The 12,591-nt window shown below is 63.7% G+C and carries 12 protein-coding genes; all 12 read right to left on the bottom strand.

The window, feature by feature from the left end:
* Positions 1 to 135 precede the first annotated feature (135 nt).
* The gene (locus CFR76_RS01645) at positions 136 to 843 is read right to left on the bottom strand and encodes an ABC transporter ATP-binding protein (protein ID WP_110555504.1); all 708 of its coding nucleotides are present in this window, start codon (positions 841 to 843) and stop codon (positions 136 to 138) included.
* On the bottom strand, positions 836 to 2,080 hold the full coding sequence (locus CFR76_RS01640) for a lipoprotein-releasing ABC transporter permease subunit (RefSeq protein WP_110555503.1): 1,245 nt from the start codon (positions 2,078 to 2,080) through the stop codon (positions 836 to 838). Before CFR76_RS01640 ends, CFR76_RS01645 begins: the two co-directional genes overlap by 8 nt.
* Positions 2,080 to 3,402 carry a proline--tRNA ligase gene (gene proS, locus CFR76_RS01635; protein WP_110555502.1) on the bottom strand — a complete coding sequence of 441 codons (1,323 nt, stop codon included), beginning with the start codon at positions 3,400 to 3,402 and terminating at the stop codon, positions 2,080 to 2,082. Before proS ends, CFR76_RS01640 begins: the two co-directional genes overlap by 1 nt.
* Before the next feature lie 386 nt (positions 3,403 to 3,788).
* Positions 3,789 to 5,432 (bottom strand): ribonuclease J, encoded by a 1,644-nt coding sequence (locus tag CFR76_RS01630; RefSeq protein ID WP_110555501.1) that lies wholly within the window; start codon positions 5,430 to 5,432, stop codon positions 3,789 to 3,791.
* Complete coding sequence (locus tag CFR76_RS01625; protein WP_110555500.1) at positions 5,425 to 5,664, bottom strand: hypothetical protein; 240 nt, start codon at positions 5,662 to 5,664, stop codon at positions 5,425 to 5,427. The genes CFR76_RS01630 and CFR76_RS01625 overlap by 8 nt, the downstream gene beginning before the upstream one ends.
* Positions 5,665 to 5,717: 53 nt before the next feature.
* Complete coding sequence (locus CFR76_RS01620; RefSeq protein WP_110555499.1) at positions 5,718 to 6,512, bottom strand: biotin--[acetyl-CoA-carboxylase] ligase; 795 nt, start codon at positions 6,510 to 6,512, stop codon at positions 5,718 to 5,720.
* Between the two features lie 3 nt (positions 6,513 to 6,515).
* Complete coding sequence (nuoN, locus tag CFR76_RS01615; RefSeq protein WP_110555498.1) at positions 6,516 to 7,940, bottom strand: NADH-quinone oxidoreductase subunit NuoN; 1,425 nt, start codon at positions 7,938 to 7,940, stop codon at positions 6,516 to 6,518.
* A 26-nt stretch (positions 7,941 to 7,966) separates the two neighbouring features.
* The gene (gene nuoL / locus CFR76_RS01610; RefSeq protein WP_110555497.1) at positions 7,967 to 9,904 is read right to left on the bottom strand and encodes an NADH-quinone oxidoreductase subunit L; all 1,938 of its coding nucleotides are present in this window, start codon (positions 9,902 to 9,904) and stop codon (positions 7,967 to 7,969) included.
* A 5-nt stretch (positions 9,905 to 9,909) separates the two neighbouring features.
* Entirely contained in the window at positions 9,910 to 10,233 is a 324-nt protein-coding gene (gene nuoK, locus CFR76_RS01605; protein ID WP_038508161.1) for an NADH-quinone oxidoreductase subunit NuoK, read from the bottom strand.
* On the bottom strand, positions 10,226 to 10,999 hold the full coding sequence (locus CFR76_RS01600; RefSeq protein WP_110555496.1) for an NADH-quinone oxidoreductase subunit J: 774 nt from the start codon (positions 10,997 to 10,999) through the stop codon (positions 10,226 to 10,228). The genes nuoK and CFR76_RS01600 overlap by 8 nt, the downstream gene beginning before the upstream one ends.
* A gap of 78 nt (positions 11,000 to 11,077) precedes the next feature.
* Positions 11,078 to 11,566, bottom strand: coding sequence for an NADH-quinone oxidoreductase subunit NuoI (gene nuoI, locus CFR76_RS01595; RefSeq protein ID WP_025438907.1), 489 nt, complete (start codon positions 11,564 to 11,566; stop codon positions 11,078 to 11,080).
* Positions 11,566 to 12,588 (bottom strand): NADH-quinone oxidoreductase subunit NuoH, encoded by a 1,023-nt coding sequence (gene nuoH / locus CFR76_RS01590; RefSeq protein WP_110555495.1) that lies wholly within the window; start codon positions 12,586 to 12,588, stop codon positions 11,566 to 11,568. The genes nuoI and nuoH overlap by 1 nt, the downstream gene beginning before the upstream one ends.
* Positions 12,589 to 12,591: the final 3 nt, after the last annotated feature.

The raw sequence follows: 12,591 nt of genomic DNA, 5'->3' as shown, positions 1-12,591 counted from the left end.
CCGCATATGATTCGCACGTCCCTGTGCGGGTCCTGCCATCCCCATAAGTTTTTGAGTGCCGCCTTTTTTGAAAAAGGCGGCGTTCTGCGAAGCTTTTTGGAAAAACGCTTCACCAGAAACTTTTCACCGTTTTTTTCAGGTGGCGGGTGCTACCGGCACCACCAGCCCGTCGCGCAGGGTCACGATGCGGTCCATGCGGCGGGCAAGGTCCATGTTATGGGTCGCGATCAGGGCGGCGACCCCGTGGGCGCGCACGGTTTCCAGCAGCGCGTCAAACACGGCGTCGGACGTATGCACGTCCAGGTTGCCCGTCGGTTCATCCGCCAGCAGGACCTGCGGGCGGTTAGCCAGCGCGCGGGCAATGGCCACGCGCTGCTTCTCCCCGCCCGACAGCTTGCCCGGCAGGTGGTCCAGCCGATGCGCCAGCCCGAAAATGGACAGCAGGTCGTCCGCCCGCGCGCGTGCGGCCCTGCGCGCGACACCCGCGATCATCTGCGGCAGCATGACGTTTTCCCGCGCGCTGAATTCGGCCAGCAGGTGATGGAACTGGTACACAAACCCGATCCGGTCGCGCCTGATTTCGGTGCGCTGCGCATCCGTCAGCGCGCCCGCATCCTGCCCCGCCACCATGACGCAGCCCGCATCCGGCTTTTCCAGCAGGCCCGCCAGATGCAGCAGCGTGGACTTGCCCGTGCCCGAAGGGGCGACAAGGGCCACGATCTCACCGGGGTGCAGCGTCAGGTCCGCGCCGCGCAGCACGTCCAGCGTTTCCTCCCCACTGACATAGCGGCGCGCAACACCATCCATGCGCAGCGGCGGGGCGGTGTTCAGGACATCACTCATGGCGCAGGGCCTCCACCGGGTCGGTTTTCGCCGCCCGCCATGACGGATACAGCGTCGCCAGCAGCGACAGCACCAGCGCCATCACGATCACCTCGATCACCTGCGACCAGATCAGTCTGGCGGGCAGGTGTTCAAGGTAATAGACCTCGGGGTTGAACAGGTTGGTGCCGGTAATGCGCTGCAGAAGCTGGCGGATATGTTCGATATTCAGGCAGAACACAATGCCCAGCCCGGTGCCGGCAAACGTGCCCGTCACCCCCACCGACGCCCCGCACATGAGGAAGATGCGCATGATCGCCCCGCGCGTGGCCCCCAGCGTGCGCAGCACGGCGATATCGGCGCTCTTGTCCTTGACCATCATGATCAGCGAGGAAATGACATTGAAGGCGGCGACAAGGATGATCAGCGTCAGGATCAGGAACATCACGTTCTGTTCCACCTGCACCGCGCCGAAGAAGGCATTGTTGCTCTGCGTCCAGTCCATGACGCGCACATTGCCATCCATGACCTTCTCGATCGCCTGACGGATGGGGCCGACATTTTCCGCATCCCGGGTCATGACCTGCACCTGCGTCACCTGCCCCGGCAGCTGGAAATACACCTGCGCCGCATGCAGCGGCAGGAAAACATAGCTGGCGTTATAATCATTCACCCCGGCATCGAATATGCCCACGACGCGATAGGCGCGCACGCGCGGCATGGTGCCGAACGCGGTGGCCGCCCCCTGGGGTGAAACCAGCGTCAGCCTGCCGCCAACCGTAAGCCCCGCGCGTTCCGCCAGCGTGGTGCCGACGATGATGGTGTCATCCCCGCCAAAATCGTCCACGGACCCGGCGACAAGGTTGTCGCTGACCTCATGCAGCGCCAGCAGGTCGGCCCGCGTCATGCCGCGCACCAGCCCGCCCGCATTGTAGCTGCCGGAATTGAGCAGTACCTGCGATTCCACCAGGGGGGCCGCCGAGACGACGCCCGGCACCCTGCGCACGCGGGCCGCCACGTCATCATAATCACTGATGGTGCGTGTCACGCCGAATACGCTGAGATCGCCATTCAGCCCGAGGATACGCCCCAGCAGGTCGGCCTTGAACCCGTTCATGACCGACATGACGATGATCAGCGTGGCGACGCCCAGCGCGATCCCCACAAGCGAGAAGATCGCAATGACGGAAACGAACCGTTCCCCCCGCCGGGCATGCAGGTAACGCCCGGCGACCATCCGCTCGAAGGGGCCAAACATCAGGCGCGTATTTTCGCGATAAGGGCCAGCGCCGCGTCCACCGTTTCCTCGGTGCGCTCACCCGTGCGACGGTTCTTCACTTCCACCTTGCCATCCTTCGCCCCGCGCGGGCCGACGATCAGCTGCCACGGATGGCCCAGCAGGTCGGCATCGGCAAACTTGGCGCCCGCGCGTTCGGCGCGGTCGTCATACAGCAGGTCATCGGGCGCTGCCGCATACAGCTTTTCACAGATGGCGTCGCACTGCGCGTCACCATTCTTCAGGTTGATGATGGCGGCCCGGAAGGGGGCTACGGATGCGGGCCAGATGATGCCATTGTCATCATGGCTGGCTTCGATGATCGCGGCGACAAGGCGCGAGACGCCAATGCCGTACGACCCCATTTCCGGATAGAGCGGCGCGCCATCGGGGCCGCTGACCGCGATATCCATGGACTCGGTATATTTGCGCCCGAAGTTGAAGATATGACCGACCTCGATGCCGCGCCCCTCGCGCTGGCGTTCGGCGGGCACTTTCGCCCATGCCGCCGCGTCATGCATCTCGTCCGTCGCGGCATAGAACGACGTCATGCCGGTGAAGAACCTTTCCAGCGATGCCCGGTCATTGAGGTCAACGCTCTCCCCCAGCCAGTCCTGGTCCTCCAGCGCGCTGTCGAAGAACACGCCGCTTTCCCCCGTTGGGGCAAGGATCAGGAATTCGTGGCTCAGTTCACCACCGATCGGCCCGGTATCGGCGCGCATCGGGATCGCGCGCACGCCCAGGCGCTGGAACGTGCGCAGATAGGCCAGCATCATGCGGCGATAGGTATCGACGGCGGAATCATGGTCGAGGTCGAAGCTGTAGGCGTCCTTCATGTAGAACTCGCGTCCGCGCATCACGCCAAAGCGGGGGCGGACCTCGTCGCGGAACTTCCACTGGATCTGGTACAGGACCTGCGGCAGTTCCTTGTACGACTTGACCGCCTGACCGAACAGATCGGTAATCATTTCCTCGTTGGTCGGCCCGAACAGCATGTCGCGCTCATGCCGGTCACGGATGCGCAGCATTTCCGGCCCGTAGGCGTCATAACGGCCCGAACGCTTCCACAGGTCAGCCGACTGCATGGTGGGCATCAGCAGTTCCTGCGCGCCCACGGCGTCCTGTTCGTGGCGCACGATATTCGCGATATGGCGCAGCACCCGCAGGCCGGTCGGCAGCCAGGCGTAGATGCCCGCGGCTGTCTGGCGAATCGTGCCCGCACGCAGCATGAGCCGGTGCGACGTGATCTGGGCCTCGGCCGGATTTTCCTTGAGGGTCGGCAGAAAACTGCGGGACAGACGCATATCCGTATGAACCTTGAAGTATGAGAACCGATAATGCAGCGGACCCTAGACCAATCACAACGCCCGTGGAATGGGGCATGTGCGTGATCGCCCCCCATGCCACACCGAAGCGTGATGGCCAGGGGCCGTTGGCGCGTAAACATCCGCGTGAGGGGGCATGGCGGCACGCCCGTCCCGGGGCTAAGGTGCGCAGGCAAATCTGGTTGCACACGAGACGCCGGGTTTAGGGAAAACGTACCAAAAAACAATGGCAGGAAACGGTCCATCCGTTCCCTGCCATAATCATTTACAAGACGTTCCTGATGAAGCTTTTTTCAAAAAGCTTCAGGAAACGCCGCCTTTTTGAAAAAAGGCGGCACCCAGAAACTTTTATTACTTTCCGTCAGCTATACCCGCAGCAGGTGCACATCCACCAGCGGGCGCTTCTGCAGCTTGCGGCCCAGCGCGCGGCGCAGCGCGGTCTTGGCCGCTTCGCGGAAGGTTGCGTCGTTTTCACGCAGTTCATCGGGGATTTCATCCAGCGCATTGCCGAATTCCTCGGTCACGCGCTGGGTTTCGGGGTCTTCGGCATCCAGCAGGCCGGGCGCGCTGACCTTCGGGTCACCGATCAGGTAGCCCTCGTCATCCACCGCGAAGCTGCCCAGCACCATGCCGTTGAACAGCATCCGCCGCCGCGCCGACAGCACGCCGCCATTCATGGGCAGGATACGCCCGCCATCCAGCACCAGCCGCCCAGTGGGCGCGGTATCGCCAATTTCGACCCCATCGGCGCGGATGTCGAGGATATCGCCATCTTCCAGCAGCACGGGTTCGATATTGAGTTCCTGCGCAATGGCGGCATTGGCAGTCAGGTGGCGCCATTCGCCATGCACCGGGATCAGGAAACGCGGGCGCACAAGGTCATACAGCTTGCGCACGTCACCACCCGTGGCGTGGCCCGATACGTGCACCAGATGGTCCTTGTCGGTAATCACGTGCACGCCGCGCCGGGTCAGGCTGTCCTGCACCTGGATCACGGCCTGCTCGTTACCGGGGATCATGCGGCTGCTGTAGATGACCGTATCGCCCTCGCCCAGCGCGATGTTGGGGTGGGTGTCGGCCGCGATGCGCGACAGGGCCGAACGCGGCTCGCCCTGGCTGCCGGTCACGATCAGCAGGACCTGATTGTCGGGGATGGAATTGGCGTCCTGTTCCGACAGGAAATGCGGCACATCGGACAGGTAGCCGCATTCACGCGCCGCGACCTCCAGGTTGCGCAGGCTGCGCCCGACCACGGCCACGCGGCGGCCCGCGGCCTTTGCTGCCATGGCCAGCGTTTCCACGCGGGCGACGTTGCTGGCGAAGCAGGTGACCGCGATCCGCCCCTCAAGCGAGGCGATGAGGCGCGTCATCTCGCGCCGCACATCGGCTTCGGACGCGGACGGGCCTTCGGTGCGGACATTGGTGCTGTCGCACACCATGGCCAGCACGCCCTCGCGCCCCAGTTCGGCAAAGGTTTCAAGGTCGGTCGGCGGTCCCACCTGCGGGTTGGGATCGATCTTCCAGTCGCCGGTATGGACAATGATGCCCTGTGGCGTGCGCAGCACCAGCGACTGTGATTCCGGCACGGAATGCGTGACCGAGACGAAGCGCAGGTCAAACGGCCCGACCGTAAAGGCGCCACCGGGCGCGATGACATGGATGGGCACCTGCTGCACAAGCCCGGCCTCCCCCAGCTTGCGGCGCAGCACGGCGGCGGCAAACGGGGTGACGTAGACCGGGCAGCCAAGCTGCGGCCACAGGTGGGCGATCGCGCCCAGGTGGTCTTCATGCGCGTGGGTGACGACCAGGCCGGCCAGCCTGTCCCTGCGTTCGGCAATGAATACCGGGTCGGGCAGGATGATTTCCGCCTCCGGCGTGTCATTGCCGCTGAAGCCGATGCCGCAATCCACCGCAAGCCACGCCTCACCCTGCCGGTACAGGTTGAGGTTCATGCCGATTTCGCCTGTCCCGCCTAACGGAAGGAATGAAACGCCTGTCATATCATTCATCAATAAATCCTGTGGTCAGTTGCCATGGTTTCAGATGCGTTGGAAAAATGGCCCCGGAACGCCCGTTCCGTGCCGTTGTACGTGCCCTGTTGTCAGCCCGGTCGGGGCCAAGATCCTGTCCGGCGCCAGCCTGTCGCCGGTCCGCCTGCCCTGCTGGCATCGGGTGGAGCAGCCCGTCCTCCCCCGGCATGGGGGAACGGCGCTCGACACCTTTCACCATAAAATCCTGCATGGGATTATCATGTAATCCCGCCAACTTAAATCTCTTTCCTTGGCCGGGGCCGATTATTCTGGGGTCGCGGGGGCCAGCAGCACCTCCCCCGTCACCACGCGCCGCACCCCGCCTGGCGTGCGCAGCAACAGGATACCGTCATCCCCCAGCCCCGCAAACGTGCCGGTAAACTGCTGGTTTCCTGCCCTGACCCGTATGGGGGTGCCGATTGCGTGTCCCCGGTCCAGCCATGCGGTGCGGATGGCGGCAAATCCATGGGTTTCGTAACATGACAGCCACAGGCCCAGATGGTGCAGGAGCTTACGCGCGACCGCGGGCGCTGCGGGCGCATCGACCCCGCAATCCGCCAGGCAGGCCAGCGTGCGGCCCGCGATATCGGGCTTGCCACGCAGGTTGGCGCCGATGCCGATCACCTGCCACGACACCCCGGCCCCGATGCCGGTCTCGATCAGAATACCGGCCATCTTGCCCCCATCAAGCAGCAGGTCATTGGGCCATTTCAGTTCCAGCACGTGACCGGCGGGCACGTAACCCGCCACGGCGTCATGCAGCGCAAGCCCGGCGATGAAGGGCCACAGCCCCACCGGCACCGCCGCCCCCTGCCCCACCAGCATGACGGACAGGGCAAGGTTGCCACCGGGATCGCTCCATGCGCGCCCCCGGCTGCCGCGCCCCGCCGTCTGTTCCAGCGCCAGGATGGCGATACCATCCGCCCCCGCGCCCGCCTCAAGCCGCGCCTTGCACAGGTCGGATGTCGATCCCAGCCTGTCATGCACCTCCAGCCGCCATGTAGCCCCGCCACCACGGGGGATCGGGACAACGGACGGGCGGAGGACGGGCTGGGACATGCGTTACCTGAACAATGCGCTCGCCGCCGCCTGTGCCGCCGTTGCGACAGGGCCAAGCCCCACCACGAAGAACGTGGTCACCAGCCCCATCCCCACCGAAACGAACGAGACGGAAACAGGCGAGCGGTCCAGCGCCGGGGCCGCGGCATCGAAAAACATGATCTTGACGATGCGGATATAGTAGTACGCCCCGATCACGCTGCTGATGATACCGATTGCCGCCAGTCCGTAAAGATGCGCATTGATCGCGGCATAGAACACCATGAGCTTGCCAAAGAACCCGGCCAGCGGCGGCGCGCCCGCCATGGAGAACATGAACACCGCCATGGCCAGCGCCATGCCCGGATCAGTGCGGCCCAGACCGGACAGGTCGCTGATCCGGCTGACCGCATGCCCCTTGCGGCGCATGGCGACAATGCCCGCGAACGCGCCGACATTCATGAACAGGTAGGTCACCAGATAGACCAGCGTGCCGCGCGTGCCCTCCGCCGTGCCGGCGGCCAGGCCGATCATGGCGTAGCCCATGTGCCCGATGGAGGAATACGCCATGAGCCGCTTGATGTTTCCCTGTGGAATCGCCGCAAGCGAGCCGAACACCATGGACGCGGCGGACACGACCTCGATCAGCAGTTGCCATTGCGGCGTCATGCTGCCAAAGGGGCCGGCCATGACGCGCAGCAGCACGGCGAAGGCCGCGATCTTGGGCGCACCGGCCATATAGGCGGTGACCGAGGTGGGCGCGCCCTGGTACACATCGGGCGTCCACATATGGAACGGCACCATTGACAGTTTAAAGCACAGCCCCACCAGTACGAACACGACGCCCACCATAAGCCCGGCGGGCAGCACGGCGCTACCGCGCACCGCCTGCTGCAGGCCCGCATATTCCATCGTCCCGGCAAAGCCGTACGCCAGCGAGATGCCATACAGCAGCAGCCCCGACGCCAGCGACCCCAGCACGAAATACTTCAGCCCCGCTTCCGCTGCCGTCACCCGGTCACGGGCGAAGGCGCACAGGATGTAGATGGACAGCGAGGACAGTTCCAGCCCGACAAACAGCGTCATGAGGTTGCCCGAGGACGCCATGATCATCGTGCCCAGCGTGGAAAACACGATCAGGACAGGGAATTCGAACTTGTCGATTTCCATTTCCCGCGCGTACCCCACGCTCAGCACCACCGACAGCGCCGCGCCCGTCAGGCTCAGCACCTTCATGAAGCGGGCGAAGCCGTCATTGATGAAGATATGGTTGTACCCGGTACCATCGGGCGACAGCACGACAAGGACGCCCGTGACCACCAGGGCCAGCAGCGTCATCATCGCACAGGAGAAAAAGGCCTGCCCGCGCCGTTGCATCACCCCGGCCAGCAGGATGACCAGCCCCGACAGGGCCAGCACGATTTCTGGCAGTGCAAGTGTCCAGTTCATTGGTATTGGCCCTGACATGCCTGGGGTTAGCGGAAGAACAGCATGGTGGTCAGCAGCACCACCAGCCCGATCAGCATGGAAAAGGCGTAGACCGCCATGGACCCGGTCTGGATGCGCACGGCCTGCCCCGCGCTGCCCGCGGTCAGGCGGGCCAGCCCTTCGGGTATGCCCTCGACTACGTCCTCATCCACGCCTTTCCACAACAGGCGCGCAATCGCGCGGTAGGGGCGGATGATGGCCACGTCATACAGTTCGTCGAAATACCACTTGTTCAGCAGGAACAGGTAAAGCGGACGCAGGCTGCGCGCGAGCGCCGCCGGGATGCCGGGGCTTGCGATATAGCAGACATAGGCCACGGCAATGCCGAATATGGCGGCGAATGTCGGCACGAGTGCTATGAAGCCGGGCGTGTGTTCCAGGCGTTCGATCACGTCATGGCCGGGAATGGCGGCAATCGCCCCGTTCCAGAACGCCGCCTGGTGGCTGCCGATATAGAACGGTTCCAGCGCAACACCCGCCACCACCGCGCCCACCGACAGCAGGCCCACCGGCAGCAGCATGGAGGCCGGGCTTTCATGCGCGCCGTCATGCAGGTGCGCATCGCGCGGCTTGCCATGGAACACCAGGAAGATCAGCCGCCAGCTGTACAGCGCGGTCAGGAACGCGGTGACACACCCCATGACCCAGCCGTAATGGCCCATGGCGCTGTCCGACATCCATGCGGCCTCAAGGATCGCATCCTTTGACCAGTACCCGGCAAAGGGGAAGATACCGGCCAGCGCGAGGCTGCCGATCCACATGGCGGCGTAGGTGAAGGGGATCTTCCGCCACAGCCCGCCCATGCGGAACATGTCCTGTTCATCATGCACGGCATGGATCACGCAGCCCGCGCCAAGGAACAACAGCGCCTTGAAGAACGCATGCGTGGTCAGGTGGAACATGGACGCCTGGTACGCCCCCACGCCAACGGCCACGAACATGTAGCCAAGCTGCGAACAGGTGGAATAGGCAATGGTGCGCTTGATGTCGGGCTGGACCAGCCCGACGGTCGCGGCAAAGAAGCTGGTCGTGCCGCCAACCAGCACGATCAGGTCGCGGGTGACCGGCGCCAGTTCCACCAGCGGCGACATGCGCACCATCAGGAAGATGCCCGCCGTCACCATGGTCGCTGCATGGATCAGGGCGGAAACCGGGGTCGGCCCCTCCATCGCATCGGGCAGCCATGTGTGCAGGAACAACTGCGCCGACTTGCCCATGGCGCCGATGAACAGCAGCGTGGCGATGACTTCATACAGCGGATGCGTGCCGAACAGCGCGAACGTGTCGTTCACATGGTAGGGGATGGCGGCGAAGATTTCCTCATACGACACGCTGCCCAGCCGGATGAAGATCAGCGAGATCCCGACAAGGAAGAACAGGTCGGCCACGCGGTTGACCACGAACGCCTTGATGGCCGCAGCACAGGCCGATGGCCGGTCATACCAGTAGCCAATCAGCAGGTAACTGGCCAGGCCCACCCCTTCCCAGCCAAAAAAGAGCTGCAGCAGGTTGTCCGACGTCACCAGCATGAGCATGGCGAACGTGAACAGCGACAGGTAGGAGAAGAAACGGTAAACCGGCCGCGCCTCATGCGCCATGTAGCCTACGCTGTACACATGCACCAGCAGGGACACCACCGTGACCATGGCCACCACGCTGACCGAAAGCATGTCCATGCGCAACTGCCAGTCGGCCCGGAAGCCCGCCGCGTGAACCCAGTCGACCACCGGCACGACAAACGTGCCGACATCACCCATCTCGAACCCCAGCACGCCAATGGCCGCCAGCGCCGAACAGGTCATGAGGCCGATGGTGGTGAACCGCGCCGCCCCGTCGCCCATCAGGTGCCCGAAACAGCCCGCCACCAGGAAGCCGACAAGGGGTGCGAACACCGCCACTTCAAAAAGGAAGAATGCCGTCTGCATTTCCCCTACCCCTTCATCATCGTGATATCATCGACTTCGATCGAGCCGCGATTACGGAAATAGACCGTGACGATGGCCAGCCCGATGGCGGATTCCGCCGCCGCGATGGTCAGCACGAACAGGGTCATCACCTGCCCCGACAGGTCGCCGGTGGCAGCCGAGAACGCCACGAAATTGATATTGGCCGAAAGCAGGATCAGTTCGATCGACATCAGGATGATGATGACGTTCTTGCGGTTCACGAAAATGCCGAACACGCCCAGAACCAGAAGGATCGCGCCAATGCTCAGGTATGGCCCAAGGCCGATCCCCTCAATCGCGCTATGCATTGTCCTGTCCTTTCGTGCCTGTCGCGGGGGTAATGACCACCAGCGCGGTCTGTGTCTCTTCTTCCATTTCCCGTTCGCGCCATGCCTGCGTGCCATAGGTGCCCGGCACCGCCGCCACGTCGTATGATTCATGCGGGCGCAGGAAGCCGCCCTGCGCCGCGACACCCACGCCCAGCGGGACCTGGAGCATTTCCAGGCTGTCGGCGGCCGTGCGGTCGTGCTGGCGGTCGATGTTCTGGCGCCGCCCGGTGGGCCGGTCACGCAGCGTCAGCACGATCGCGCCGATCATGGCCACCAGCAGCACCAGCGCGCAGGACTGGAACAGGAAGATGTAATGGGTATAAAGCACGTCGCCGAGTGCGGCCGTATTGGTGCGCGCGGGCGACGACGGGACGATATGCCCGATCTGGTCAATGTTGGAGGCGACACGCCAGTGGGTGAACGCCATGATCAGTTCAACCAGCAGCACGCCGCCAACCACGCCGCCAATGGGCGCGTAACGCTGCACGCCTTCACGCATGCGCGTGAAATTGACATCCAGCATCATGACCACGAACAGGAACAGGACGGCTACCGCGCCGACATAGACGATCACCAGCGTCATCGCGAGGAATTCGGCCCCCGCGATCAGGAACAGCCCCGCCGCGTTGAAGAACGCAAGGATAAGGAACAGCACCGAATGCACGGGGTTGCGCGCGCACACCACCATGGTGGCGGACAGGACCAGAACCGCCGCAAAGACGTAAAAGACAAGCTGGGTCATCATGGGTGAGCTTCCTGCAGCATGGATGTTTCCTCCTGCTGGCATGGCGGGGGCGCGCTTGGCCGCACCCGCCATGCGGTGTCAGCGGTACGGGGCATCAAGTTCGAGCCTGCGGGCGAGAACGCTTTCCCAGCGGTCGCCATTGGCCAGCAGCTTGTCCTTGTCGTACATCAGTTCTTCGCGGGTTTCGGTCGCGAACTCATAATTCGGGCCTTCGACAATCGCATCGACCGGGCAGGCTTCCTCGCACAGGCCGCAATAGATGCACTTGGTCATGTCAATGTCGTAGCGCGTGGTGCGGCGCGAGCCGTCATCGCGCGGTTCGGCCTCGATGGTGATGGCTTCCGCCGGGCATGTCGCCTCGCACAGCTTGCACGCGATGCAGCGTTCCTCCCCATTGGGGTAGCGGCGCAGCGCGTGTTCGCCACGGAAGCGCGGTGACAGCACGCCCTTTTCATAAGGGTAGTTGATCGTGGCCTTCGGCTTGAAGAATGCCTTCAGCGTCACGCTCATGCCCGACACCAGTTCGGCCAGAAGCATGGACCGGGCGGCCTTGCTTAATGTACCCATCAGCCTGCTCCTCCGGGCAGAAGGCCCGTTACCATCAGGAACCCCGCGCTCAGCACCATCCATGCCAGCGAAAACGGCAGGAATACCTTCCAGCCCAGCCGCATGAGCTGGTCGTAGCGGTAGCGGGGGAATGTCGCGCGCACCCAGATAAAGACGAACAGGCAGAACAGGATCTTCGCGATCAGCCACAGCGGCCCCGGTATCCACGTAAAGGGCGCGATCCCCAGCGGCGGCAGCCAACCGCCCAGGAACAGGATGCTGACCATGCCCGACATGAGGAACATGTTCGCGTATTCACCCAGGAAGAACAGGCCGAAGGCAAGCGCCGAATATTCGACGAAGAAGCCCGCCACCAGTTCGCTCTCGCCTTCGGGCAGGTCGAATGGCGCGCGGTTGGTCTCGGCCAGGGCCGAGATGAAAAACACGATGAACATCGGGAACATGGGCAGGCAGAACCACACGTGGCGCTGCGCCAGCACGATGTCATTGAGGTTGAGGCTGCCCACCGCCAGCAGGACCGACACGATCACCAGCCCGATGGAGACTTCGTACGACACCATCTGCGCCGCCGATCGCAGCCCGCCAAGGAAGGCGTATTTGGAATTGGACGCCCACCCCGCGATCAGGATGCCATAAACCCCCAGCGATGAAATCGCGAGCAGGTACAGCACGCCCACATTGATGTTGGCGATGGCAAGGCCGTTACCCGTGGGAATGACCGCCCACGCCACCATGGCCAGCGAGAACGTCAGGAACGGCGCGAACAGGAACAGCATCCGGTTCGCGCCCGACGGGATCACCGTCTCCTTCGTCAGCATCTTGATCGCGTCAGCAAAGGCCTGCAGCACGCCGAACGGGCCGTTCACGTTCGGCCCCTTGCGCAGTTGCATGGCGGCCATCACCTTGCGTTCGGCCAGTGTCAGGTACGCAACCCCCAGCAGCAGCGGCACCAGTACCGCCAGCGTTTCCAGCACGATCAGCACAAGCTGGCCCAGCAGGGTGTGAAAGAAGAAATCCGCCATGAT

This window comes from Komagataeibacter swingsii, from assembly GCF_003207895.1.
GTDB classification, from domain to species: Bacteria; Pseudomonadota; Alphaproteobacteria; order Acetobacterales; family Acetobacteraceae; genus Komagataeibacter; species Komagataeibacter swingsii.
Note: the sequence above shows the minus strand (reverse complement) of the source record. Positions and strands in the feature narration are given on the sequence as shown.